The 23520-nt window shown below is 69.9% G+C and carries 22 protein-coding genes; 9 read left to right on the forward strand and 13 right to left on the reverse strand.

The window, feature by feature from the left end:
* Positions 1-10: 10 nt before the first annotated feature.
* The 3 genes from waaF to QO015_RS00490 are packed head-to-tail and all read right to left on the reverse strand — an operon-like array spanning position 11 to position 4237.
* Entirely contained in the window at positions 11-1090 is a 1080-nt protein-coding gene (gene waaF / locus QO015_RS00480; protein WP_266282190.1) for a lipopolysaccharide heptosyltransferase II, read from the reverse strand.
* A 59-nt stretch (positions 1091-1149) separates the two neighbouring features.
* Positions 1150-1449, reverse strand: coding sequence for a hypothetical protein (locus QO015_RS00485; RefSeq protein ID WP_266282188.1), 300 nt, complete (start codon positions 1447-1449; stop codon positions 1150-1152).
* Between the two features lie 52 nt (positions 1450-1501).
* Entirely contained in the window at positions 1502-4237 is a 2736-nt protein-coding gene (locus QO015_RS00490) for a DUF2339 domain-containing protein (protein ID WP_266282186.1), read from the reverse strand.
* A 186-nt stretch (positions 4238-4423) separates the two neighbouring features.
* Between QO015_RS00490 and QO015_RS00495 the strand changes: the two genes are divergently transcribed.
* The 4 genes from QO015_RS00495 to QO015_RS00510 are packed head-to-tail and all read left to right on the forward strand — an operon-like array spanning position 4424 to position 8162.
* Positions 4424-6145, forward strand: a complete 1722-nt coding sequence (locus QO015_RS00495; RefSeq protein WP_266282185.1) for an ArnT family glycosyltransferase — start codon at positions 4424-4426, stop codon at positions 6143-6145.
* Positions 6142-7113: a phosphatase PAP2 family protein gene (locus QO015_RS00500; RefSeq protein WP_266282184.1), complete on the forward strand. Its 972-nt coding sequence runs from the start codon at positions 6142-6144 to the stop codon at positions 7111-7113. The genes QO015_RS00495 and QO015_RS00500 overlap by 4 nt, the downstream gene beginning before the upstream one ends.
* Positions 7103-7849, forward strand: a complete 747-nt coding sequence (locus QO015_RS00505; protein ID WP_266282183.1) for a glycosyltransferase family 2 protein — start codon at positions 7103-7105, stop codon at positions 7847-7849. The genes QO015_RS00500 and QO015_RS00505 overlap by 11 nt, the downstream gene beginning before the upstream one ends.
* Positions 7842-8162 (forward strand): lipid-A-disaccharide synthase N-terminal domain-containing protein, encoded by a 321-nt coding sequence (locus tag QO015_RS00510; RefSeq protein ID WP_266282182.1) that lies wholly within the window; start codon positions 7842-7844, stop codon positions 8160-8162. The genes QO015_RS00505 and QO015_RS00510 overlap by 8 nt, the downstream gene beginning before the upstream one ends.
* Here the strand turns inward: QO015_RS00510 and metC are convergent, their stop codons facing one another.
* A complete protein-coding gene (gene metC / locus QO015_RS00515; protein WP_266282181.1) occupies positions 8163-9341 on the reverse strand; it encodes a cystathionine beta-lyase in 1179 nt (392 codons plus the stop codon).
* Positions 9342-9644: 303 nt separating this feature from the next.
* On the opposite strand from metC, the gene QO015_RS00520 reads away from it, so the two are divergent.
* From QO015_RS00520 to QO015_RS00535, 4 genes are all read left to right on the forward strand, one after another.
* On the forward strand, positions 9645-10661 hold the full coding sequence (locus QO015_RS00520) for an amino acid ABC transporter substrate-binding protein (RefSeq protein WP_266282180.1): 1017 nt from the start codon (positions 9645-9647) through the stop codon (positions 10659-10661).
* A gap of 131 nt (positions 10662-10792) precedes the next feature.
* The gene (locus QO015_RS00525) at positions 10793-12010 is read left to right on the forward strand and encodes an amino acid ABC transporter permease (RefSeq protein ID WP_266282178.1); all 1218 of its coding nucleotides are present in this window, start codon (positions 10793-10795) and stop codon (positions 12008-12010) included.
* A gap of 4 nt (positions 12011-12014) precedes the next feature.
* A complete protein-coding gene (locus tag QO015_RS00530; RefSeq protein WP_266282176.1) occupies positions 12015-13358 on the forward strand; it encodes an amino acid ABC transporter permease in 1344 nt (447 codons plus the stop codon).
* Positions 13359-13378: 20 nt separating this feature from the next.
* Positions 13379-14176 (forward strand): amino acid ABC transporter ATP-binding protein, encoded by a 798-nt coding sequence (locus QO015_RS00535; RefSeq protein ID WP_307287994.1) that lies wholly within the window; start codon positions 13379-13381, stop codon positions 14174-14176.
* A gap of 12 nt (positions 14177-14188) precedes the next feature.
* Here QO015_RS00535 and QO015_RS00540 read toward each other — a convergent pair whose 3' ends face one another.
* Together QO015_RS00540 and QO015_RS00545 are read right to left on the reverse strand one after the other, a co-directional pair.
* A complete protein-coding gene (locus tag QO015_RS00540) occupies positions 14189-15640 on the reverse strand; it encodes a GntP family permease (protein ID WP_266282532.1) in 1452 nt (483 codons plus the stop codon).
* A gap of 11 nt (positions 15641-15651) precedes the next feature.
* Positions 15652-16761 (reverse strand): patatin-like phospholipase family protein, encoded by a 1110-nt coding sequence (locus QO015_RS00545; protein WP_266282175.1) that lies wholly within the window; start codon positions 16759-16761, stop codon positions 15652-15654.
* Positions 16762-16933: 172 nt separating this feature from the next.
* Here QO015_RS00545 and QO015_RS00550 point away from each other — a divergent pair, with 172 nt between their 5' ends.
* The gene (locus QO015_RS00550) at positions 16934-17974 is read left to right on the forward strand and encodes a helix-turn-helix domain-containing protein (RefSeq protein ID WP_266282173.1); all 1041 of its coding nucleotides are present in this window, start codon (positions 16934-16936) and stop codon (positions 17972-17974) included.
* Between the two features lie 12 nt (positions 17975-17986).
* Here the strand turns inward: QO015_RS00550 and QO015_RS00555 are convergent, their stop codons facing one another.
* From QO015_RS00555 to QO015_RS00585, 7 genes are read right to left on the reverse strand one after another with little or no spacing between them, the layout of a single operon-like run.
* Entirely contained in the window at positions 17987-19621 is a 1635-nt protein-coding gene (locus tag QO015_RS00555; RefSeq protein WP_266282171.1) for a proton-conducting transporter transmembrane domain-containing protein, read from the reverse strand.
* Complete coding sequence (locus tag QO015_RS00560) at positions 19618-21117, reverse strand: complex I subunit 5 family protein (RefSeq protein ID WP_266282169.1); 1500 nt, start codon at positions 21115-21117, stop codon at positions 19618-19620. The genes QO015_RS00555 and QO015_RS00560 overlap by 4 nt, the downstream gene beginning before the upstream one ends.
* Positions 21114-21437 (reverse strand): NADH-quinone oxidoreductase subunit K, encoded by a 324-nt coding sequence (locus QO015_RS00565; RefSeq protein WP_266282168.1) that lies wholly within the window; start codon positions 21435-21437, stop codon positions 21114-21116. Before QO015_RS00565 ends, QO015_RS00560 begins: the two co-directional genes overlap by 4 nt.
* Positions 21434-22360: a hydrogenase subunit MbhD domain-containing protein gene (locus QO015_RS00570; protein ID WP_266282167.1), complete on the reverse strand. Its 927-nt coding sequence runs from the start codon at positions 22358-22360 to the stop codon at positions 21434-21436. The genes QO015_RS00565 and QO015_RS00570 overlap by 4 nt, the downstream gene beginning before the upstream one ends.
* Positions 22357-22668 carry a cation:proton antiporter gene (locus QO015_RS00575; RefSeq protein ID WP_266282166.1) on the reverse strand — a complete coding sequence of 104 codons (312 nt, stop codon included), beginning with the start codon at positions 22666-22668 and terminating at the stop codon, positions 22357-22359. Before QO015_RS00575 ends, QO015_RS00570 begins: the two co-directional genes overlap by 4 nt.
* Positions 22665-22946 (reverse strand): monovalent cation/H+ antiporter complex subunit F, encoded by a 282-nt coding sequence (locus QO015_RS00580; protein ID WP_266282165.1) that lies wholly within the window; start codon positions 22944-22946, stop codon positions 22665-22667. Before QO015_RS00580 ends, QO015_RS00575 begins: the two co-directional genes overlap by 4 nt.
* The gene (locus QO015_RS00585; protein ID WP_266282164.1) at positions 22939-23427 is read right to left on the reverse strand and encodes a Na+/H+ antiporter subunit E; all 489 of its coding nucleotides are present in this window, start codon (positions 23425-23427) and stop codon (positions 22939-22941) included. The genes QO015_RS00580 and QO015_RS00585 overlap by 8 nt, the downstream gene beginning before the upstream one ends.
* Between the last annotated feature and the right edge of the window lie 93 nt (positions 23428-23520).

The following is a 23520-nucleotide window of genomic DNA, read 5'->3' on the forward strand; positions in this document are numbered from 1 at the left end:
CCTGCCGCGGTCAAATGCCCGACGGCCGCCGCGTGGATAGCCCAAGCTGCCCCGGCATGGAAAGAGCCGCGGCGGCGACGCGGCGCACGGCGGCGAAGACGGACTGCGGCTCGATGCCTTCGAGGCAGGCGAGCGTGCCGAGCGGACAGGTGCGCTGGAAGCAGGGCCGGCACGAGAGCTCGAGCGACAGCGACTCGGCATTCGGCGCCGTCGGCGGCGTCATCTTCTCGGAGCTCGAGCCGTAGAGCACCACCAGCGGCCGGTCGAGGGCGCCCGCGACATGCATCAGGCCGGTATCGTTGCTGACAATGACATCGGAGAGACCGAGCAGGACCGCGGCATCGACGAGGCTGGTGCGACCGGCGAGGTCGTCGAGCGGCACACCGGCCTTCGCGGCGATCTCGGCGGTGATCGGCTTGTCTTTCGGCCCGCCGAACAGGCGCACGCGGTAGCCGCCGCGATGGGCGATGCCGGCGAGCGCCGCGAATTTCTCCGCCGGCCAGCGTTTCGCCGGCCCGTATTCGGCGCCCGGACAGAACGCGATCGACGGCAGCGACAGGTCGAGCCCGAGTTTCGCCTCGAGCTCGCTCCGGTCGTGGTGCGGCATGCGCAGCACGGGGCGGGGAGAGGGCGGCGGATCTCCGGCCGGGCCCGCGAGCGCGACGAAACGGTCGATGGTGCGGGCCGTCTTGCGATCGCTGTCACGGCGGGCGTCGGTCAGGAGAATGGATCGCCCCTCGGCGGCATAGCCGATGCGCTCGGGAATACCGGCGGCGAAGGGCGGGATGGCCGCCTTGAACGCACGCGGGAGGATGATCGCCGTGCCGTAGCGATGCTCGCGGAGGGCGCGGCCGATCTTCCAGCGGTCGAGAAGGCCGAGCTCGCCATGACCGAGCGCGAGGGGGATGGTCCGCTCGACGCCGGCGATGAGGCCCGCGATGGGAAGAGAGGAGGGCGGGGCGAGCATGTCGACCGCCCGGCCGGGATGACGCTTCTTCAGCGCTGCGACCAGGCTCGCGGCCATGACCATGTCGCCGACCCAGGACGGGCCGACGATCAGGATGGGCGCTGTGCGGTCGCTGTCTTTCATGCCGGGCTCGGACTTGTCATGGCCAAGCCGTCCCGAAGCGTCAAGCGGATTGTACCGCCTCACATCACCGGCGGCTCGGGTTGCAGCGGCGGCACATAGTCCGGCTCCGATCCTGGCTGGTCCTCGATCGGCGGATCATTGACCGGATAGGGCGTGCGCCCGCCCTTGGGATTGGTGGGCGGAAGCTCCTGCGGCTCCTGCTGCGGCAGTTCGCGCGGTACGTTGCCCGGGATGTCCGGCGGCTGGCGGGTCGGCTCCGGCGACGGGATCGGATCGTGCATCGGCGGCATCGGCTGCCCGGGCGGTACGCCCTCGCCCGGCTGGCCGGGAAGCGGATAAGGCTGGGTCGGATCGGACATGAGCGTTCTCCCTGTTCTTCAGGGGAACGCGCCGCCCCCGGCAGGGTTCCGGTCAGCTGTCGGGAAGGGCATCGGCCGGTCGCCGCCCGAAGAGCAGCCGCTGATAGAGAAGCCCGATGCCGATCAGCACGAGGCCGAGGCCCATGAAGGAGAGGGCGCGCCAGACGCCTTCGAGATTGCTCATGTCGATCAGGAAGACCTTGAGCACCGCGATGAGGATGAGCGCCGCCGAGGCGATGCGGATCGCCTTGGCATCGGCGAAGAGACCGGCGAGCAGCAGTCCGAGGCCCATCGCGAGCCAGACGGCGGAATAGGTGTAGGACTCGGCCGCGCCGACGCCGCCCGCCGAGAGATCGGGGCCGGTGGCGAAGAGGAAGCGGATTTCCAGCGAGACGCCGCCAAAGGCGAGCGCGAGCGCGACGAGGCCCGTCGCGACACGGAGCCAGCGCCGCACGGCCGTCGCGCCGGCCGGCAGGGGCTGGAGGGCGAGAAGCCCCGCGAGGATCGCCGGCAGCCAGTAGGCGAGCACGATCTCGTTGAGCAGGGCCGAGCCCGCGACCGCGTCGCCCGTCACCAGCGGATTGAGCGCGACGCCGAGCGAGAGCACGGCATTGGCGAGGCCGAGCGCGCGGAAGATGATCGCCGCCGCGGCGAAGACCGGGCTCGAACGCTTGCGGCCGATCCGGGCCAGCCCGAGCGAGAAGGCGAAGGCAGCCGCCGTCAGGAGGCCCTGTTCGCCAAGGCGGGTCGACGGCGTGAGGAGGTCACCGCCGAAGGTCACGGCATGGATCTCGAACACGACCATCAGCGCGAACAGCGTGATCGCGATGCCCTCTGCGGCCAGCGCGGGCCGGTCGCCTGCGCGGCGGTGCAGCAGCATGGCGGCGCCGGCGAAGGCGAGCGTCGGGATGCCGTAGCCGGCGAGGATGGAGCCATAGACGGCGCCGCCGCTCCTCACGTCGAAGACATAGGGGTCCCAGACGATGCGGCCGAACACGGCCGCGGCCATGACGAGCACGGCATAGCGCAGCGCCGGGATCGGCCGGCGCGTCTCCACCCAGGCGGTTCCGAGGCTCGCCAGCGCCAGCGCGGTCGTCAGCATGCCGCCGTTAAGCGCCATGGTGAGGCCGAAGGCGACGCCGCCGACCGCGCCGGCGGCATACATGCCTGTCGCGATCGAGGCCGTCGGATCATCCGCTTCCCGCGCCACCGACCGGCTTGCGAGCGCGGCGTAAAGGCCGGCGAGCGCGAAGGCGATCGCGGCGAGGACGAGGTTCGAGGTGAAGCCGGAGATCCGGAGATAGGCGACGGCGAGCGCGAGCAGCGGGCCTGCCGCTGCGGCGCCGGCGAGCGCGGCCACGGCGAAGGCGACGGGCGCGGGCCGGCGGCGCGGATGCAGCAGCGCAACGCCGATCAGCGCCGCACCGCCGATCGCCGCCGTATTGGCGAAGAACGCGACGGCGTCGGGCAGCGGGAACCAGGCGGCGACGGCATCGGCGACATAGGTCGTCGGCGCGGCGGCGACCTGCGCGGCGGCCGGCCAGAAATAGGTGAGGCCGAGCAGCAGCAGCGCCGCGACGCCGGAGAGCAGAGCCGCCGCGTCATAGCGCCAGGCGGCGGCCAGCAGCAGCGCGCCGCCGATCAGTGCCGCGAAGACGCCGGTCGCCCCGAAATCATCCGCAATCGCGCCCGTCAGCAGCAGCGCCGCCGTGCCGGCGAGAACCAGCGTCGCCAGGAAATCCGGCCGCGCGGGGCTTTCATCTACATCATGGGCGTCGACGACGAGCGCGAGCAGCGCGAGGATCATGAAGGCGATGGCATAGGCCGCTTCGACGACCGGGTCGCCGCCGATGAAGAGCACGAAGAAGCCCCAGGCGAGCGCCGCCACGGACGCCGCCACCGCCAGCCAGCGCCAGCGCCGCAGCCGCGCGAGGCCGAAGGCGGCGGCGGTCACGATGGTGAGGTAGAGGGCGAGGATGGCGAAGTCGGGCTTCGTCGAGGTGACGAGCAGCGGCGCGGCATGCGCGCCGACGAGACCGAGGCCCGACAGCCAGGGGCCGTGCAGCGCCGCCGCCGCCATGGTGGCGAGACCGATCGCGGCGAGCAGCACGAAGGCGGCGGCGGGGCCGATCATCCCGTAGAGCGCATAGGCGCCATAGGCGGTCGCGAAGAGGCCCACCGTTCCGGCGGCGGTCAGGATGCCGGGAATGTTGGCGGCGGGAATGGCCGAGAAGGCGGTGACGCGCGGCGAGCGGCGCAACCATTCGCCGCCGGCGAGCAGGGCGAGCGAGAAGGCCGCGGCGAGGGCGATCCGGACCCCCGGTCCGATTAGTCCGGCGTCGATCGAGTAGCGGACGAGGAAGATGGCGCCGAGCGCCAGTGCGAGGCCGCCGACCCAGACCGCCCAGCGCGCGCCGAGACGCTGCTCGAGGCTCTCGCGCGGCTTCGCCGGCCGAGGCGGGGCAGGCGGCCCGGGCGGCGCGGAAGGCGTTTCGTCGACCGCCTCCGTCCATGTCTCCGGCGTTTCGTTCACCGCCGCTGCCGCGTCCATGGTCTCTGGCTGCGCGGCTTCGGCCGAAGGGGCCGTCGTCTCCTCCGGAGCGGCCGGTGCAGCGGCGATTATCTGCCCGCCGGCCGCCCGAAGCTCCATCGCGATCAGCCGCTTCTCGACCTCCGACAGGCGCCGGCGGGTGCCGATCAGCATGAAGAAGGACACCACCGTAATGACCGGCAGCGCGAGCAGCAGCAGGATTCCGAGGGCGATAAGTCCATCCATGGGGGATGGCATAGCACGCGCATCGCGGCGAGGTTGTGATGCGCGTCTATCCGTCCCCCCTTGTGGAGAACGGTCCCGGGGAGCGACCGTGATGCCGGGGAGAGAGGGACCTGCCGGCGCGACGAGTGTTGCTGCGCCGCGTTCTTCCCTGTATCCCGCTTCAAGGGCGGAGGCGGAAGAGGCAACGGCAAGGTTCGCGTGAGCAGCACGGTGACGCCCACAGCGGCAGACGGTGAGCGCCTCCGGCGCATCGCTCGCGCCATCGAGACGCTGGTCGACAGGCTCGCCGCTTCGCCGGCCGCCAGTCTGGCCGCGATCGCCATCGTCGCCTTCCTCGCTTTCCTGCCCGGCTTCACGACGCTGCCGCCGATCGATCGCGACGAGCCGCGCTTCGCGCAGGCGACGCACCAGATGGTCGAGAGCGGCAACTATCTCGACATCCGCTTCCAGGACGAGGCCCGATACAAGAAGCCGATCGGCATCTACTGGCTGCAATCGGCTGCGGTGTTCCTGACCGGCAGCGGGCCCGACGCGCCGATCTACATCTATCGCCTGCCGTCGATCATCGGCGGCATCGCGGCGGCCATGCTGACCTGGTGGGTGACCATCGCCTTCGGACGACCGCGCGCGGCGCTGCTCGCCGGCATGCTGGTCGCGACGACCATCCTGCTCGGCGTCGAGGCGCGGCTCGCCAAGACCGACATGATGCTGCTGGTGACGATCACTGCGGCGCATGGCGCGCTCGCCCGGGCCTTCCTGTCGCCGGTCCACGACCGTTCGCTGCGGCTCGCGGCGATCTTCTGGACCGCTCTGGGAGCGTCGATCCTGCTCAAGGGCCCGGTCGGGATGGGCGCCATCGTCTGCCCGGTCGTCGTCCTGTCGATCGCCAAGGGGTCGTTCGCCTGGCTGAAGCGGCTCGCGCCGCTGCCCGGCCTCGTCTGGATGGTGATCGTGGTCGCGCCCTGGTTCATCGCCATCGGGCTGGCGAGCGGCGGCGCCTTCTACCAGGAGGCGCTAGGCAAGGACCTCTTCCAGAAGGTCGTGAGCGTCCAGGAATCGCATGGCGCGCCGCCCGGCGCCTATGCGCTGATCTTCGTCTTCACCTTCTGGCCGCTCGCCGCCTATTTCCTGGCGGGGCTTGGTTCGATCCTCGACCGGCTGCGGCAGCCGGCGCTTCTCTATGCAGCGGCCTCGGTCATCCCCTACTGGCTGGCCGTCGAGGCGGTGCCCACCAAGCTGCCGCATTACGTGCTGCCGCTCTTTCCCCTGATGGCGATGGTGACGGCGGATGCGATCGACCGCGGCGTGATCCACCGCGAGAGCCGCCACTGGTTCATGCGTTTCCTTGCGCTGGCGCCAGTCCTGATGCCGCTCGCGCTCGCCATCGTCGGCGTCGCGATCGCGCTGCTGCTCGGGGATCCGGTTTCGGTGGCCGGCGTCCTCATCCTTGTCGTCGCGGCGGGCGTCGGCCTCGTCTCGGCCGGCCTCTTCCGCGTCTCGACGGTTGCGAGTGCCTTCGTCGCCGGTCTCGCGGCGGTCGTGGCCTATTGGGGCGCCTTCGGTCAGGTCCTTCCAGGCCTGCAGCAGACGCGTCTCAGCGAGCGGCTCGTCGCCGCCGGCGACGCCGCGGCTTCCTGTGCGAGGCCCGCCTTCGCGAGTGCCGGTTTCGAGGAGCCGAGCCTCGTCTTCCTCGGGGGAACGTCGATCGCGCTCGTCGACGGCGAGCGCGCCGCCAGCTTCCTCGCCGAGGGCGGCTGCCGCGTGGCCTTCGTCGAGAAGCGCCAGTTGCCGATGTTCAATTCGCGCGCCGACGATCTCGGCCTTGCGCCAAAGGAGAGGGCGGTGGTCGGCGGCTACAACATCAATGGCGGGCGGTTCCTCGAAATGCACGTCTTCACGGCTTCGGGAGCTGCGAAGTGACGGGGCCGGAGCCGACCAGGTCCAGGGAGCCGACCGGGGCCAGGGCGCTCGGCAATCGCTTCTCCGCCAATGTCGCGGCGATTCGCGCGCGGGCGCTCCGCGTCGGCGCGCGTCAGCGGCCTGCGCCGCGCCTTTCGGCGGCGGAGTGGATCGCGATCTGGATTTCCTGTTTCCTGATCGTCCTTGCGGTCGGCTTCGCCTTCGACGCGCTCTCGGTCGCCCGCGCGCGGGCCGTGCCGCCCTTCATCCACGGCATCTTCGAGATCATCTCGGACGCGGGCAAGTCGCAGTGGGAACTGTGGCCGGCCGGGCTGTTCTTCCTGTTCCTCCTCTTCGGCAACTGGGGGCGCGTGCCGCGTTTCGTTCGGGCCTTCTGGGCGGAGGTCGGGGCGATCGCCGCCTTCGTCTTCGCCTCGATCGGCGGCGTCGGGCTCCTCGTCAACATCGTCAAGCAGCCGATCGGCCGGGGCCGGCCGCCGACCTTCGACGAATTCGGAGCGCTGACCTTGCAGCCGCTGCGCTTCGACTGGGCGTTCCAGAGCTTCCCCTCCGGCCATTCGGTCACCGGCGGGGCGCTGATCGCGCTCGGCCTGCTGGTCTTCACGCGCTGGCGGATCGCACTGCTGCTGTTCGGCCTCCTGATCGGCGCAAGCCGCGTCGTGGTCGGCGCGCATTATCCCTCCGACGTCACCGCCGGCCTGCTGCTGGGCTTCGGCTTCACGATGTGGCTGGCTGCGGTCTTTGCGCGCGCCGGTTGGGCCTTCCGCCGTGGCCGCTCGGGCACTATAACGGCGCGCCTCGGAACGATCCGCGGCGCATGGCGAAGCCCCGCGCGGACCGTGACGGCATTGGCCGGCCTCGTCGACGCGATGGCCGGCCGGCCGCGCTATATCCCGGCGCTGGCTTCGCTTGGAGACGGCGCCGATGCAAGACTTACTCACCGGACAGAGCCGAGCGATGGCGCCTGACGCGGGCCCGCCATCGGTATCGGTCGTCATTCCGGGCAAGAACGAATCCGAGAACCTGCCCGAGCTGATCGAGGAAATCCGCGTTGCGCTCGGCGCCCGCGCCTTCGAGGTCATCGTCGTCGACGACGGATCGGACGACGGCACCGACCGCGCCATCCTCGCCCTGATGCGGGAGCGTCCCTGGCTGCGGCTCGTCCGTCATGCGCAATCCTGCGGCCAGAGCGCCGCTGTGCGCACCGGTCTTCTCGCCGCGCGGGCGCCGATCGTCGTCACGATCGACGGCGACGGGCAGAACGACCCGGCCTTCATGCCGGCACTGATCGACGCGCTGGTGGCAGGCGGGCCGATGATGGGCATCGCCGCGGGCCAGCGGCTGAAGCGGACCGATTCCGGCGCGAAGCGCATCGCCTCGCGCGTCGCCAACAAGGTGCGCGGCGCGATCCTCCAGGACGGCACGCGCGATTCCGGCTGCGGGCTGAAGGCCCTGCGCCGCGAGATGTTCCTGCTCTTTCCCTATTTCGACGGATGGCACCGCTATCTGCCGGCGCTCGCCATCCGCGAGGGCTACCGCGTCACGCATATCGATGTGGTCGACCGCAACCGCCGGCACGGCCAGTCGAAATACGGCATTCTCGACCGCGGCCTTCAGGGCGCGCTCGACCTCATCGGCGTCTGGTGGCTGAAGCGGCGGCGCAAGCGGATCCCCAGCCCCACGGAGATTTCCATCGATGGCTGACATCTTCAACACGCTCGGCGGCTGGCTGCATGCCGTGTTCGTGCAGCAGCTCGACGCCTGGGTGATGCTCGGCTTCGCGGCGCAGGTGCTCTTCACCATGCGCTTCGTCGTGCAGTGGGTGGCGAGCGAGAAGGCCCGGCGCAGCGTCGTGCCCGCCTCGTTCTGGACCTTCTCGATCCTCGGCGGCGCGCTGCTGCTCGTCTATGCGATCTATCGCAAGGATCCGGTGTTCATCGCCGGACAGGCCGGCGGCCTGTTCATCTATCTGCGCAATGTCTGGTTCATCCGCCGCGAGCGGCGCGAGGCGGCCTGATCAGGCGAGATTGTCGACCCGCGCGAAGGCGGCGTCGAGATCGGCGATCAGGTCTTCCGTGTCCTCGAGCCCGACATGCAGGCGGATGAGCGGCCCGGCGGCGTCCCAACGCGTCGCGGTGCGGTTCAGCCGTGCCGGGATCGCGAGGCTCTCGAAGCCGCCCCAGGAATAGCCGAGCGAGAAGATCGACAGCGCCTCCAGGAAGGCGTTCGTCTTCTCGCGGCTCCAGCCGTCCAGCACCACGCCGAAGAGGCCCGAGGCGCCGTCCATGTCGCGCTCGAACAGCGCATGGCCGGGGTGATCGGGGAGGGCGGGGTGGAGCACGGCGGCCACTTCCGGCCGGCCGGCGAGGTGGCGGGCGACGGCAAGGCCGGAGCGCATGTGGTGTTCGAGACGAACGCCGAGCGTCCGCAGGCCCCGGAGCGCGAGGAAGATATCGTCCGGCCCGACGCAGAGGCCGAGGGTGACATAGGCCTCGCGGATTCTGGCGAAGGCCGAGGGCGCGGCGGCGACGGTGCCGATCATGACGTCCGAGTGTCCGCCGATATATTTCGTCCCGGCCATCAGCGACACATCGGCGCCGAGCGCCAGCGGGCGGCAGAAATAGGGCGTCGCCCAGGTGTTGTCGGCCACGACGAGTGCGCCGCGGGCATGAGCCACGCTCGCGATTGCCGGAATGTCGGTCATCTCGAAGGTGAGCGAGCCTGGGCTTTCCAGATAGACCACGCGCGTCGTCTCGCGCATCAGGCTCTCGATGCCCGCGCCGATCGTCGGATCGAAGAAGGTAGTCTCGACGCCCATGCGGGCGAGAAGCGTCGTGGCGAGCGTGCGGGCCGGATCATAGACATTGTCGGCCATCAGGAGATGGTCGCCGCTCGACAGCAGCGCCAGCAGCGCCGCCGAGATCGCGCCCAGGCCGGAGGGGCAGATCACCGTGCTCTCCGCGCCCTCGAGCTCCGTGATGGCGGATTCGAGCGCTTCCGTCGTCGGCGTGCCGATGCGGCCATAGACATAGGGCTGCCCGCCCGGACGCATGCTGTCGACGTCGCCGAACAGCACCGTCGAGGCGTGAACGACGGGCGGATTGACGAAGGGGCCGGTGAGCGCCGGATCCCGGCCGCCCTGCGCGATCTTCGTCAGGAGCCGGCGGTTTTCCTGCCTGCGGCCCGATGCCACCATGTTTGTTCTCCGGAGCGCTCATCGACTGGCGCGGATTTCATCGTGCCGCTCGAATGTGCGCAAACCGGGCACGAAGCGGCGTTCCGCACTTGACCCGCTTGCCATAATCGCCTGTGATACCGGGGTCAAACGTCGTCCGGGGCACGAAGGCTCCCCGCGCTGGTTGTGCTGCGATGCGCCTGCCAGTGCGGCGGCGGGAATGGAGAGGTTCGCTCGGCGGATCGCTTCCCCGAGAATGAGACGGCGACCCGCGCTTCGGCGTCGAGGGTCAAAAGACCCGACAAGAACAGAGGGCTGCAGACAATGAAGAAACTCATCGCATCCATCGTCGCTGGTGCCGCCATGGTGGCCGGCGCCTCCGCCGCTGGTGCCGGCACGCTGGAAGACGTCAAGGCGCGTGGCGTCCTGCAGTGCGGCGTCAACCCGAGCCTGATCGGCTTCGGCGCCCCGGACGAAAAGGGCGAGTGGAGCGGTCTCGACGTCGATTTCTGCCGCGCCGTCGCCTCGGCCATCTTCAACGATCCGACCAAGGTCAAGTTCGTGCCGCTCAACGCCAAGGAGCGCTTCACGGCGCTTCAGTCTGGCGAGATCGATCTGCTGTCGCGCAACACGACCTGGACCATGTCGCGCGATTCCTCGCTCGGCCTGATGTTTGCCGGCGTGACCTATTATGACGGCCAGGGCTTCATGGTCAGGAAGTCGCTCGGCGTTTCCTCGGCGCTCGAACTGTCGGGCGCCAAGGTCTGCACGCAGACTGGCACGACGACCGAGCTCAACCTCGCCGACTATTTCCGCTCGCACAACATGCCCTACGAGGTCGTGGCGTTCGAGAAGAACGAGGAAGTGCTTCAGGCCTACGAGGCCGGCCGCTGCGACGCCTACACGACCGACGCCTCCGGCCTTTATGCGGAGCGCCTCAAGCTGCAGAGCCCCGACGAGCACATGATCCTGCCGGAGATCATCTCCAAGGAGCCGCTCGGACCGGCGGTTCGCCAGGGCGACGACAAGTGGTTCACGGTTGTGAAGTGGACGCTGTTCGCGCTGCTCAACGCCGAGGAACTCGGTCTCACCAAGGCCAACATCGACGAGAAGAAGACCTCCGACAATCCGGAGATCAAGCGCTTCGTCGGCGTCGAGGGCGACTTCGGCAGCGCGATCGGCCTTACCAACGACTGGGCCTACAATGTCATCAAGGATGTCGGCAACTACGGCGAACTGTTCGACGCCAATGTCGGTCCCTCGACCAAGCTCGGCATCGCGCGCGGTCTGAACAATCTCTGGTCGAAGGGCGGCATCCAGTACGCGCCGCCGATCCGCTGACGCCTATCGTATGAAGGCCGCGGGCGGCGACGCCCGCGGCCGACATCCGGCGCCGATACCGGGCAGCAAGACCCGGCCGCGCGGATGGGGCGCAATCGCCAGAGCGGCCGGGTTCCGGCCCGAGAGGGGATATGGCATCAGGCGGACAGGATGCGGGCCGGAAGGCCGGACGAGCGGCCGGCTTCATCAACAATCCCGAGGTCAGGGGCGTTCTCTTCCAGATCGCCTTTCTCGTGGTGCTCGGCTGGCTTGCCTACGACATCATCGAGAACACGGCGCGCAATCTCCAGAAGGCCAACATCGCCTCGGGCTTCGGCTTCCTGGACCGCACGGCCGGCTTCGGCATCGTCCAGGCGCTGATCGACTACAACGAGGCGCGGTCCTATGGGCGGGCGCTGCTTGTCGGCCTGCTCAATACGCTGCTCGTCGCTGGCCTCGGAATCCTGCTCGCCACCGCGCTCGGCTTCCTCGTCGGCGTCGCCCGTCTCTCGTCCAACTGGCTGGTCGCCCGCATCGCGACCGCCTATGTCGAGATCATCCGCAACATCCCGCTGCTGCTGCAACTCTTCTTCTGGTATTTCGCCGTGCTCCGCTCGGTGCCGGGCATGCGCGAGAAATGGTCCTTTCTCGGCGTCTTCCACATCAATATCGGCGGCCTGCACATTCCCCGGCCCGTCTTCGCCGACGGCGCGGCGCTGGTCGGCGCGGCGCTGCTCATCGGCATTCTGGCCGCGCTGATCGTCGTGCGCTGGGGGCGGAAGCGCCTCGACGCGACGGGCCAGGCGCCGCCGTCCGGCTGGATCAGCCTCGCGCTCGTCGTCGGCCTGCCGCTCGTCGTGTTCTTCCTCGCCGGACGGCCGATTTCCTTCGACGTTCCGGTCTTCAACGAACAGGGACCGCTGCTGCGGCGGGGCTTCCAGGCCGGCTCGGGCCTCACGGTCATCCCCGAATTCTTCGGGCTGCTGATTGCGCTGTCGATCTACACCGCGGCCTATATCGCGGAAGTCGTCCGCGCCGGCATCCGCGCGGTCAACGAAGGCCAGACGGAGGCGGCGCATTCGCTCGGCCTGCGCCAGGGCCAGACGCTGCGCTACGTGATCGTGCCGCAGGCGATGCGCGTGATCATCCCGCCGCTCACCAACCAGTATCTGAACCTGACCAAGAACTCGTCGCTGGCCGTCGCGGTCGCCTATCCCGATCTCGTCTCGGTCGGCGGCACGGTGCTCAACCAGACCGGCCAGGCCGTCGAGATGGTCAGCATCTGGATGATCTTCTATCTCGGCCTCAGCCTCCTGACCTCCTATGTCATGAACGTCTGGAACCGGCGCGTCGCGCTGGTGGAGCGGTGAGTCGATGAGCGACACCGCCGCCCCCGCCAGCTACGTGCGCGAACAGATCATCGCCGAGCGACCGGCGCCGCCGAGCACGGTCGGCGCCGTCGGCTGGGCGCGGACCAACCTCTTTTCCAGCCCCTTCAACACCGTCCTGACGATCCTCGCCGCGGCGTTCATCGTCTGGTGCCTGGTGCCGGTGATCCGCTTCACGATCGTCGACGCGGTCTGGACCGGCGACGACCGCGCCGCCTGCGCGCAGGCGACCGGAGCGTGCTGGGCCTATGTGAAGGCCTATCTGCCGCAGTTCATCTACGGCCGCTATCCGATCCCGGAGCGCTGGCGCGTCGACATCGTCTTCCTGCTGCTCGTCCTGATGCTGGTGCCGATGCTGATCCCGCGCGTGCCGTGGAAGCGTCTCAACGCCATCCTGCTCCTGACGGCCTATCCGCTCGCGGCCTTCGTGCTGTTGACGGGCGGCGGCCTCGGCTATCGCGGCAGTTTCCTGCCCGCCGAGATCGTGGCGCCGGGACCGCTCCGCTTTGCCATCGAATTCGCGCTGGTCGCCGGGGCGGTGCTGCTGGCCATGGGTTTCGTCAGCTGGCTGACGGGCAGCCCGGCGGCACAGTCGGGATCCGGCATCGCCGTCGTCATCGGCGGGCTCGCCGTCGTCTTCCTCGTCACCGGCTTCGATTTCGGGCTCGTTCCGGTCGAGACGTCGAACTGGGGCGGCTTGCTGGTCACGCTCGTCGTCGCCGTCACCGGCATGGTGGCGTCGCTGCCGCTCGCCGTGGGGCTGGCGCTCGGACGGCGCTCCAGCATGCCGGTCGTGCGGACGGCGTCGATCGCCTTCATCGAGTTCTGGCGCGGCGTGCCGCTGATCACCGTGCTCTTCATGGCCTCGGTGATGCTGCCGCTCTTCCTTCCCGACGGCGTCACCTTCGACAAGCTGCTGCGCGCGCTGGTCGGCGTGGCGCTGTTCGAGGCGGCCTATCTGGCGGAGGTGATCCGCGGCGGCCTGCAGGCGATCCCGCGCGGGCAATACGAAGGCGCGATGGCGCTCGGCCTCGGTTTCTGGCAGCGGATGCGCCTCGTGATCCTGCCGCAGGCCCTGAGGCTGGTCATTCCCGGCATCGTCGGATCGTTCATCTCGCTCTTCAAGGACACGACGCTGGTGGCGATCATCGGCCTCTTCGATCTGCTCGGGCAGATCCAGGCCTCCGCCAACGACGCCAAATGGGCATCGCCCGTCACCGGCATCACCGGCTATATCTTTGCGGCCATGGTGTTCTGGGCATTCTGCTTCGCGATGTCCCGCTATGCCGCGTTCACCGAAAGGCGGCTCGACAGAGGCCGCCGCCGATAAGGCTGTCACAAGGGGATTCCATGTCCGAGACCCTCTCGTCCGAAATCGAGGCCAAGCCGCCGCGGCTCACCGTCTCGGCCACCGACACCGCCGTCGAGATGGTCGACGTCAACAAGTGGTTCGGCGAATTCCACGTGCTGCGCGACATCAACCTCAAGGTGATGCGCGGCGAGCGCATCGTCGTGGCCGGGCCTTCGGGCTCGGGCAAGTCGACGATGATCCGCTGCATCAACCGCCTGGAGGAACACCAGAAGGGCAAGATCGTCGTCGACGGCATCGAGCTCACCAACGATCTGAAGCGCATCGACGAGGTGCGGCGCGAGGTCGGCATGGTGTTCCAGCACTTCAACCTGTTTCCGCATCTGACGATCCTCGAGAACTGCACGCTGGCGCTCATCCATGTCCGCAAGATGCCGAAGGCCGAGGCGGAAGAGGTGGCGATGCACTATCTGCGGCGGGTGAAGATCCCCGAGCAGGCGGCGAAATATCCGGGCCAGCTCTCGGGCGGCCAGCAGCAGCGCGTCGCCATCGCGCGTTCGCTCTGCATGAATCCGCGCGTCATGCTGTTCGACGAGCCGACCTCGGCGCTCGATCCCGAGATGATCAAGGAAGTGCTCGACGTGATGGTCGGCCTCGCCATGGAGGGCATGACCATGATCTGCGTGACGCACGAAATGGGCTTCGCGCGTCAGGTCGCCAACCGCGTCATCTTCATGGATGGCGGACAGATCATCGAGCAGGCCGACCCGGAGACCTTCTTCACCAATCCGCAGCACGAGCGGACCAAGCTGTTCCTCAGCCAGATCCTGCATCACTGAGGAAAGCGCTCCTCAGAACGATCCGAACAGCGAGCCGAGCAGGATCACGGCGATCAGCGCCAGGATCGCGCCGACGATCGCCACCATGACGATGTCGCGGTAGCTGTCCTTCGGCGTCACGCCGCAGACGGCGAGCAGCGTCACCACTGCGCCGCTATGCGGCAGGCTGTCGAGCGTGCCCGCGCTCATGACGGCGACGCGGTGCAGCAGCGACGGATCGATGCCGAGTTCGGCCGCGAGCTTGAGATAGGTGCCGCCCAGCGCGTCGAGCGCGATGGTGAGGCCGCCGGACGCCGAGCCGGTGAGCGCGGCGAGGATGTTGGTCGCCACCGCCATCGAGACGAGCGGGCCGCCGCCGATCGACAGCACCCAGTCGCGCACCAGCGCGAAGGCGGGGAGGGCGGCGACCACCGCGCCGAAGCCGACAAGGCTCGCGACGCCCATGATGGGCAGCACCGAGGCATTGGCGCCGGCATCCATGGTCTCGCGCAGCTTCGGCAGGCGGCGCCTGTTGAGAGCCACCGTCGCGACGATCGCCACGAACAGCGCCACCGCGACCGACCAGACGCCGCTCACAGCCGCCAGCGAAATGCCGCCCCAGCGCGGCTCGGCGAGGAAGGCGAAATCGAGCCGCGGCAGGACGACGAAGGACATCAGCAGATTGACGAGAATGACGAGCACGAGCGGCAGCGCGGCGATGGCGATCGGCGGGTGGTCCGCGCTCTGATGGCCATGGGCGATCTCGGCCGGATCGAATTCGCGCGCCGTCGTCGCCCTCTCGCGCAGGACCGGATCGGCGAGGTCTGGGGCGGCGGCGCCGACGACACCGCCGAAACCCTCTCCCGCGCGCCGTGCCTTGCCCTCCTGCATCGCGAGCCACCAGAGGCCGAAACCGAGCATGATCGCCGAGGCGATGATGCCGAGGCCGGGCGCTGCGAAGGGCGTCGTGCCGAAGAACGGCATCGGGATCGCGTTCTGGATCGCCGGTGTGCCGGGCAGGGCCATCATGGTGAAGGTGAAGGTGCCCAGCGCGATCGCGGGAGCCATCAGCCGGCGCGGTATGTCCGCCGACCGGAACAGCGCCTCGGCCATCGGCGCGATCACGAACAGAGCGACGAAGAGGCTGACGCCGCCATAGGTGACGATGGCGCCGGCGAGGACGACGGCCAGAACCGCGCGTCCCGTGCCGAGCTTCTCGGTCATGAATTCGGCGATGGTGGCGACGGCGCCGCTGTCCTCCATGAGCTTGCCGAACAACGCGCCGAGCAGGAAGAGCGGGAAGAACTGGCCGATGAACAGTGCGGCGCTTCCCATGAAGGTCTGCGTCCAGTGCGCCAGCAGGGGCTCGCCCGAGAAGAGCGCCGCGATGAGCGCCGCGGCGGGGGCCAGCAGCAGGACGCTCCAGCCGCGATAGGCGAGGAAGACCAGCAGGCCGAGCCCGCAGAGAATGCCGACCAGCCCCAGCGCGAGGCCCATCACACGCCCTCCAGCAGGCGATCGAGATCGAGCGTCGAGCGCTTGCCGATCTCGTCGCCGTTGATCGCGAGGAAGTCGGATGCGGACTTGGAGCCCTCCTCGCGCAGCATGGAGAGGAACGGCCATTCGGCGTTCAGCTTGGAGGAATAGCCGAGCGTCGACATGATCTCGTTGCGCACCATGTGGATACGCATCCTCGCCCATTGCGCGCCTTCGCTGTGGCCGGGATCGGCGACCTGCCGCAGCATGGCGATCATGCGCAGCTCCTTCAGCAGCACCGCGTTGAACGAGACCTCGTTCAGGCGGTTCATGATGTCGCGCGCGGTTTCGGGCGTTCCGCGCCGCTCGACCGGATTGATCGGTATGAGGATCGTGTCGTTCGACTGGCACTCGCGCACCAGCGGCGTGATGGTCGGGTTGCCGGAATAGCCGCCGTCCCAGTAGCTCTCGCCGTCGATTTCCACCGCCTGGAACAGGGTCGGCAGGCAGGCCGAGGCGAGCAGGACGTCGGGCGTGATCTCGGCATTGCGGAAGACGCGGCCGCGCCCGGTGCGCACATTGGTGGCGGTGATGAAGACGCGGATGGGCGAGACCTTCAGCGCCTCGAAATCGATCGCCTCCTCCAGCAGGCCGCGCAGCGGATTGCGGCCCGTGGGATTGAAGTCATAGGGCGAGAACAGACGGGACATCATGTCCATCGTCACGAACAGCGGCGAGTGATCGAGGGTCCAGCGGCCGAGGAGCACGTCGAGCGGGCCGCGCTGGAACGGGCTGAACTGCGCCGCATCGGCGACGCTGCGCCAATAGGCATCGAGAGCCGCGCGGGCGCCGGCGACGCCGCCCTTCGCGAAGCCGGCCGCCATCACGGCCGCGTTCATGGCCCCGGCCGATGTTCCCGAAACGCCGTCGATCGTGAAGCGCTCGTCCTGCAGCAGGCGATCCAGCACGCCCCAGGTGAAGGCGCCATGCGAGCCGCCGCCCTGGAGAGCGAGATCGATGAGGATGGGTCCCTCGGCCGGCGCGCTGCCGGCGTCGCGGCCTTCCGGCGCTGCACTGTCCGCCTTCTCGGCGTCCGCGGGTTTCGTCCGGGGTCGCGTGTTCCTGGCCATGCCGGCTCCCATCCGCTCCGATTGTGCAAAACTACACGATGCCTCGCCTGTCCGCATGACACGCGCTATGCCGGACGCGATTCCGGCGTGCTCTTCGGCCTTTTTTGCGACTTTGTCGCAGCGGGTGTAGTGTCGCCGGAGGTCGCGGGCATCGGGGGTTCGCACCATGGGCATGGCCGTTCCCTTAGGGGAAGTTTCGTCGACGCTGCCATCTGGCAAGGTCGAGCCGATTCGGATCGTCACGAAGGAACTCGCGCTCGCCGAGCAGTTCGAGGCGTGGCGGGACTTCATGTCGGCTGCGATCGACATCGAACTCCCCACCGACACCGACGATGGCTTCGACGCGGAGCAGGAGGTCTGGAACCTCGGCAGCATGGCGCTGGCGCGGGCCCGCATGCCTGGCGGCGAGCGGGTCTGGCATCATCTCGATCGCCATCCGCTCGATCACTGGTGTCTCGTACTGGTGATCCCGGACCGGGCGCGGTCCGCAGAGCCCGAGCTCTTCCTCCGCTCGCTCGCCCGTCCCTTCGAGGGGTATGGCAACGGCGCCGAGACCGTCGTCAGTCTCTATGTGCCGCGCGATCTCTTCCGCAGTGGCGCCGCGACGCTCGACCGGCTCGACAACATGATTCCGTCCGGTCCGCTCTCCGCGCTCCTCGCGGACTACGTTCTCAGCCTGTCGCGCCGGTTGCCGGAATTGCCGCCGGAGGCATTTCCGGCGGTGATCGAAGCGACGCGCGAAATGATCGGCGCCTGCCTGCTGCCGAGTGCCGACCGCCTTGAGGCGGCCAACGACGTTCTGGCAGCCTCACTGGTCGATCGCGCCCGGCGCATCGTCAACCAGCATCTCGGCGCCTTCGCGTTCGGTCCGGTGCAGCTCGGCCGCATGCTGGGCGTGTCGCGCTCCCGGCTGTATCGCCTGTTCGAGCCGCTCGGCGGCGTCACGGCCTATATCCGCCGCCAGCGGCTGCTCGCCGCGCATCGTGCGCTTCTCGATCCGCTGGAGACGAGCGCCATCGTGGCGATCGCCGAGCGGGTCGGCTTCCCGGACGCCTCCGCCTTCAGCCGTGCCTTCCGCGCCGAGTTCGGCTACAGCCCGAGCCAGGCCCGCGCCGCGCTTGCGCGGAGGACGGCGGCGCCGAGCATGCGCCGGCCCGGCATGGGTCCCGGCGGGTCTTCGCTCGGCGACATCCTGAACCGCATCGGCGCCTGATCGCGCGAGACGTCAGAGCATCGCGCCGGCCAGCGCGATGGCGAGCAGCAGCAGCACCGCGCCCGCCACCGTCCAGTCGGTGAGGAAGCCCTCGATCGCCGCGACACCGTTCGAGAGCCTGCCAAGCCAGGGCTCCCCCTGCCGGATGATCGCGAGGATGTCGCCGGGCGGCAGGCTCGGCCGGTTCCGCCAGAGGCGCAGCAGCGCGAAGAGCGCGGCGCCAGCCATGACCGGCCATGCGAGTTCGAGGAGCGATGACGGCGCGAGGGCTTCGGCGATGCTGCCGCCGACCATGGGGAACAGCAGCCAGGGCAGGACGAGCGAGGCCAGCGCCGTACCCCACCAGGCGGCGCGGATCGCGACCGGCGCAATGGCTGAGGCGTCGCGGGACCGGGCCACGCTCGCGAGCGTCAGGAAATGCAGCATCAGCACGGTGCTCGCGACCGCCGAGACACTGCCGAGCGTCTTGGGCCAGCCGCTGCCGAGAGCGTCCTTGATGGCGAGTTTGGCGAGCGCGCCGCCCGTCAGCGGCAGGCCGGCGATGCCGAGCGCCACGATCGCCGCCGGCCAGAAGAGAGCCGCCCGGCCACGGCCACCGTTCATGGACAGTGCGGCGAGCGCGAGGAAGAGGCCGCCCTTGGCGAAGACGTGGTGCAGGCCATAGAAGGCGATCTCGGTCGGGGCTACGGCGCGACCGGCGGCGAGCGAGAGCCCGGCCACCGCGGCGATGACTCCCATCTGGCTGATGCTGGAATAAGCGAGGACGTGCTTGGGGTGGCGCTGCGTCAGGCCGACCGCGACGCCGAAGAAGGCCGAGAAGAAGCCGGCGACCGCGAGCGCCATGCCGAGCGTCTCGAGCGGTGTCCCGAAGGGCAGGAAGCGCACGAGGCCGATCACTCCGGCCTTCACCGCCGCGCCGGAGAGGACGGCGGCGGCGGGGTAGGGCGCGGCGCCATAGCTCGGCGGCATCCACAGGTGCAGCGGCACCAGGCCGAGCTTCGCGGCAAGGCCGAGAAGGACGAGGACGAGGGCGGGCGTCACGAGTGGCGCGGATGGCAGCGCCGCGACGATCGCCGCGATCCGCGTTTCCCCGCCGGCGCCGAGCGCCAGCAGCACGAAGCCGGAGAGCAGGAACGCCTCGCCCGTGACGGCCAGGGCGAAATAGACGCGGCCGGCCTTCAGCGCCGCGGGCGTCCCGTCGCGCGTCACGAGGCCGTAGCCGGCGAGGCTCACCAGCGAGAAGGCGAGATAGAAGGTGACGAGATCGGCGGCGATGAAGACCGTCATGCTGCCGGCGAGCGTCGCCAGCCACCAGGCCTGATAGGGCAGGCTGCGCAGCCGCTCGCCCCACCAGGCCGGCGCTGCGATGCCGGCGGCGCACCAGATGAGCGCGGCGGAACCGAGCAGCAGCGCGCCGGGCTCGTCGAGCGCGAGCCCAAGCGCAAGCGGCGCGGGGAGGGCGACGGCGCCTCCGGTCGCGAGGAGCGCCGCCGCGAGCCCCGGCAGCGGCGCCAGCCAGAGCAGGCCGGCGAGCCTCGGCCGGAAGCCGGGTGCAGCAAGCGTCAGAGCGAGAAGTGCCAGCGGAAAGAGGCTGGCGAGCGCGAGCAGGAGCGGGGCAAGCGGCGAGAGGGCGGCGTCCGGCGTCATGGCGCCCCCGCGGCGATGCGGCCGACGGCGAGAAGCGGCCAGGGCGCGAGCGGCAGGAAGCCGATGAGGATGGCGGCGAGCGCGAGCGCCAGCGCCGCCGCTTCGCGCGTGACGACGACCGGCTTCTTGCGCGCGGCCGGCTCTTCGGGCGGCGTGAAGGCCGGCACGAGGATGCGGAAGACATAGCCGGCCGCGAGCAGGCCGCCGGCGGCGATCACCAGCACCCACCACCACGCCCCCTCGCCGAAGGCCGCCGTCAGCATCAGCCACTTGGCGGAGAAGCCGCCGGACGGCGGCAGCCCCATCAGCGAGATCGAGGCGAGCGTCATGGTGAGCACGGTGAGCGGCGCGATGCGGCCGAGACCGCGGAATTCGGCGATCCTGTCATGGCCGATGGCCTCGTAGACGAGGCCGGCCGCCATGAACATCGCCGCCTTGGCGAAGGCGTGGGCCATCAGTTGCAGCGCGCCCGCCGTCCAGGCGGTGCTCTCGAACGGCGCGGCGCCGCTGCCGAGGCCGAGCGGGAAGACGAGGAACAGATAGCCGAGCTGCGCGACGGTCGAATAGGCGACGAGCAGCTTCAGCCGCGCCTGGCGCAGCGCCATGGCCGATCCGACGACGACGGCTGCGGCGCCGAACACGCCGAGCAGCGTCGATCCCGCCACCGCCCGCTCCGGCGGCAGGAGGTCGAACCAGAGCCTCAGCGCGATGAAGAACGAGCCTTTCACCACCAGAGCCGACAGGACGGCGCTCGCCGCCGGCGGCGCGCCGGCATGGGCGGGCGGCAGCCAGAGATGCAGCGGGAAGAGCGCGGTCTTCGCCGCGAGCCCCGCGGTCATGAGGCCGACCGCGACGAGCAGCGCGCCGTCCGGCCCGCGCAGCGCGGCGAGGCCGCCGAGATCGAGCGTGCCATAGGCGCCGTAGATGATCGCGACGCCGAGCAGGTAGAGAACCGACCCCGCGAGCGCGAACACGAGATAGCGCAGCGCCGCCTTCAGCGTCTCGCGGCTGCCGTCGAGGCTGACCAGCGGCACGGCCGCGAAGGTCAGCAGTTCGAGCGCCACATAGAGATTGAAGAGGTCCTCGCCGAGAAAGATCAGGTTCAGCGCGGCGGTGATGGCGAGCAGCATGGTCCAGAAGACCATCGGCCGCCGCTCGCCGGGCGCGCCGAACTGCCCGCGGGCATAGACCGCGACCGGCACCAGCACGATGGCGGCCATGGCCATGAAGACGGCGGCGATGCCGTCGGCGCGGAGCGCGAGGCCGAGCGGCGGCTGCCAGCCGCCGATGAGATAGACGAGCGGAGCGGCGCCCGCCGCCACCTTCTCGAGGACCGCGAGAGCGACGCCGAGATTGGCGAGGAGGGCGGCCAGCGCCACGGTCTCGACGTCGCGCGGGCGGACCAGCCAGAGCAGCAGGATGCCGATCACCGGCACGGTGATCGCGGCGACGAGCAGTCCGCCGCCCGGGGTCGTCGCGAGCATCGCGGCGTTCACGAGCCGCCTCCGGACGCGTCGTCGCCGTCCTCCTCGCCGAGCCGCTCGATCAGCGTGATTGCGAGCGCGGTGGCGCAGAAGGCGACGACGATGCCGGTGATCACCAGCGCCTGCGGCACCGGATCGCCGCTGAAGCCCGCCCCGGCGCCGCGGCGGGCGACGACGCCGAACAGGATGAAGACGCCGCCGCCGAGGAGATTGAAGGCGAGCAGCCGCCGCAGGAAGCTTTCGAGCAGGACGACGCCATAGAGCCCGAGGCCGACGAGGATCGCTCCCATCAGCCCGAACAGGGTGGCGGCGTCGAACGGGGCGAGGCTCATGGAGACCGCTCCGGCGGGCCGGCGACGATCAGCGCCAGCATGGCGGCGAGCGAGACGGTCAGCGCCACCTCGATAACCAGGATCAGCGGTTTTTCGAAGCCGGGCGGATAGGCGAGGAAAGCCCCGGCGAGCGGGATGCCGGCAAGGCCGATGCCGACGAAGACGATCGGCCCGGCGGCGAGCAGCCAGCGCAGTCGCCGCCCGGATGTCGCCGGCGCAGCCACGAGGCCGGCCATGCCGGCGAGGATCGCCATGGCTGCGAGGATCGTCGCGCCCTGGAATTTGCCGCCCGGAGCGTCGGCGCCGACCCAGACGATGTAGATGCCGATGACGATGCCGGCGGGGACGAGGATGCGCGCGAAGAGCGGCAGCGGGCCGCCGATCCCCGGCCGCGGGGCAGGTCCCGGGCGTCCGCCCCAATGCGCGTCGCGGCCGAGCGACCAGACGCCGAACAGCGCCAGCAGGACCACCACCGTCTCGAGGAAGGTGTCGGCGGCGCGATAGGCCATCAGGACGCCGCCGATCGGATTGCCGAGCCCGGTCGAGGCGAGATGCTCGCGAACGTCCAGGGCGAGGCTCGGCGCCGGCTGCGGCGGCAGCAGGACCACCGCCGCAAGGCCGGCCGCGACGGCCGCCGAGAGAGCGCCGACGATGATCCGCGCAAGCCTGGACGGGCGGCTCGCCGGCGCCGGCTTCACCCGCGCGCCGGCCCGCATCAGGATGACGCCGGTCGCGCCGCCGCCGATGGCCGCCTCCGTCAGCGCGACGTCGTAGGCGCCGAGCCGCGTCCAGGCGAGCGTTAGAACGAGACCATAGGCGATGAAGCCGACGACGGCGGCGAAATCGTCGCCCGCGCGGATCGTCCAGGCGGCGATGCCGATCGTGAGCAGGGCGATGCCGCCATCGAGGACGAGCGCCGTCATCGCCGCCTGCGCCCCCCGGAGGGCGGATGCTCGCCCGCCGCCAGGGCGCCGATCATCTGCGCCACCGTCGCGCCGGCGAACTGCACGAGCGCCCAGATCACGACGAGCTTCAGGGCGGCGCCGAGGCTTCCCGAGAGCGGCAGCAGGCCGAGCACGATCAGGCCGAGGCCGAGATTGTCGGCCTTGGTGAGCGCATGCAGACGCGTCAGCGCATCGGGGAAGCGCAGCAAGCCGGTCGTCCCGGCGACAAAGAAGACGATGCCGGCCGCGATGGCGACCGTGCTGAAGAGTCCGACAAGCGCGTTCATCGCCCTGCCTCCTCGCCATCCGCGCGGGCCTGCCCGAGCGCGCGGGCGAGCGCCACCGAGGCGAAGGCGGCGAGCAGCGCCAGCGTCAGCGCCACGTCGAGGATCGCCTCCGTCGCACTCGCCACCGCCAGCAGCGCCAGCACGGCGACGCCGCCCGATCCGAGGAGTTGCACGGCCATCATCCGGTCAAGCCGGGAGGGGCCGCGGAGAACGCGGACGAGTCCCACCGCGACCGCCGCGAGAACCGCGATCGCGGCGAGCGTGAGCGCCTCAGCCATGCTTTCCGCCCCCCGAAAAGACGGCGCGCAGCCGTGCCTCGTCCTTCGCCATCTCGCGCAGCACAGGCTGGTGCTCGTCGAGGCAATGGACGACGACCCCGTCCTTCCCATCGCCGCCGACCGGCAATGTTCCCGGCATCATGGCCGATATGCTGACGAAGGCGTCGCGATAGAGCCCTGCCGGCAGGGAAGGGCGGAACGCGACGAAGCCGGGCGCCAGCGGCAACCGCGGCGAGAAGGCCCGCTTGGCGACGTCGATCCCCGCGAGGAGCGATTGCTTCAGGAAGGCCGCGGTGAAGCGCATCAGCCCCCGCGCCGAGGGTCGCCGTGCCGAATCGGGCAGGAGGGCGCCCGCCGCCAGCGTGCCGAACGCTGCCGCGCACAGGCCGACAATGAGATCCTTCGGATCGAGGCCCATGAGGATGCACCAGAGCGCGAGAAACGCAGCGAAACGGCCGGCCGATCGCGCGTGTCGCCTCATCCAGTTCCGCATGCTGCGGGCCATCGCGCGGATCGCTCCCCCGGGTCGGCGCCAGCGCCTTTCCATGCCGCCGGTCTCGCCGGCGGCGCTCGC

Source organism: Kaistia geumhonensis, from assembly GCF_030815145.1.
GTDB classification, from domain to species: domain Bacteria; phylum Pseudomonadota; class Alphaproteobacteria; order Rhizobiales; family Kaistiaceae; genus Kaistia; species Kaistia geumhonensis.

What these genes read in the sequence shown, in the direction of transcription:
- QO015_RS00570 (WP_266282167.1), bottom strand. Translation starts at nt 22,360, where the DNA reads ATGACGGCGCTCGTCCTCGATGGCGGCATCGCCCTGCTCACGATCGGC.
- QO015_RS00510 (WP_266282182.1), top strand. Translation starts at nt 7,842, where the DNA reads ATGGCTGACATCTTCAACACGCTCGGCGGCTGGCTGCATGCCGTGTTC.
- waaF (WP_266282190.1), bottom strand. Translation starts at nt 1,090, where the DNA reads ATGAAAGACAGCGACCGCACAGCGCCCATCCTGATCGTCGGCCCGTCC.
- QO015_RS00585 (WP_266282164.1), bottom strand. Translation starts at nt 23,427, where the DNA reads ATGAGGCGACACGCGCGATCGGCCGGCCGTTTCGCTGCGTTTCTCGCG.
- QO015_RS00535 (WP_307287994.1), top strand. Translation starts at nt 13,379, where the DNA reads ATGTCCGAGACCCTCTCGTCCGAAATCGAGGCCAAGCCGCCGCGGCTC.
- QO015_RS00555 (WP_266282171.1), bottom strand. Translation starts at nt 19,621, where the DNA reads ATGACGCCGGACGCCGCCCTCTCGCCGCTTGCCCCGCTCCTGCTCGCG.
- QO015_RS00530 (WP_266282176.1), top strand. Translation starts at nt 12,015, where the DNA reads ATGAGCGACACCGCCGCCCCCGCCAGCTACGTGCGCGAACAGATCATC.
- QO015_RS00550 (WP_266282173.1), top strand. Translation starts at nt 16,934, where the DNA reads ATGGCCGTTCCCTTAGGGGAAGTTTCGTCGACGCTGCCATCTGGCAAG.
- QO015_RS00575 (WP_266282166.1), bottom strand. Translation starts at nt 22,668, where the DNA reads ATGAACGCGCTTGTCGGACTCTTCAGCACGGTCGCCATCGCGGCCGGC.
- QO015_RS00580 (WP_266282165.1), bottom strand. Translation starts at nt 22,946, where the DNA reads ATGGCTGAGGCGCTCACGCTCGCCGCGATCGCGGTTCTCGCGGCGGTC.
- QO015_RS00525 (WP_266282178.1), top strand. Translation starts at nt 10,793, where the DNA reads ATGGCATCAGGCGGACAGGATGCGGGCCGGAAGGCCGGACGAGCGGCC.
- QO015_RS00485 (WP_266282188.1), bottom strand. Translation starts at nt 1,449, where the DNA reads ATGTCCGATCCGACCCAGCCTTATCCGCTTCCCGGCCAGCCGGGCGAG.
- QO015_RS00565 (WP_266282168.1), bottom strand. Translation starts at nt 21,437, where the DNA reads ATGAGCCTCGCCCCGTTCGACGCCGCCACCCTGTTCGGGCTGATGGGA.
- QO015_RS00505 (WP_266282183.1), top strand. Translation starts at nt 7,103, where the DNA reads ATGGCGCCTGACGCGGGCCCGCCATCGGTATCGGTCGTCATTCCGGGC.
- metC (WP_266282181.1), bottom strand. Translation starts at nt 9,341, where the DNA reads ATGGTGGCATCGGGCCGCAGGCAGGAAAACCGCCGGCTCCTGACGAAG.
- QO015_RS00520 (WP_266282180.1), top strand. Translation starts at nt 9,645, where the DNA reads ATGAAGAAACTCATCGCATCCATCGTCGCTGGTGCCGCCATGGTGGCC.
- QO015_RS00490 (WP_266282186.1), bottom strand. Translation starts at nt 4,237, where the DNA reads ATGCCATCCCCCATGGATGGACTTATCGCCCTCGGAATCCTGCTGCTG.
- QO015_RS00545 (WP_266282175.1), bottom strand. Translation starts at nt 16,761, where the DNA reads ATGGCCAGGAACACGCGACCCCGGACGAAACCCGCGGACGCCGAGAAG.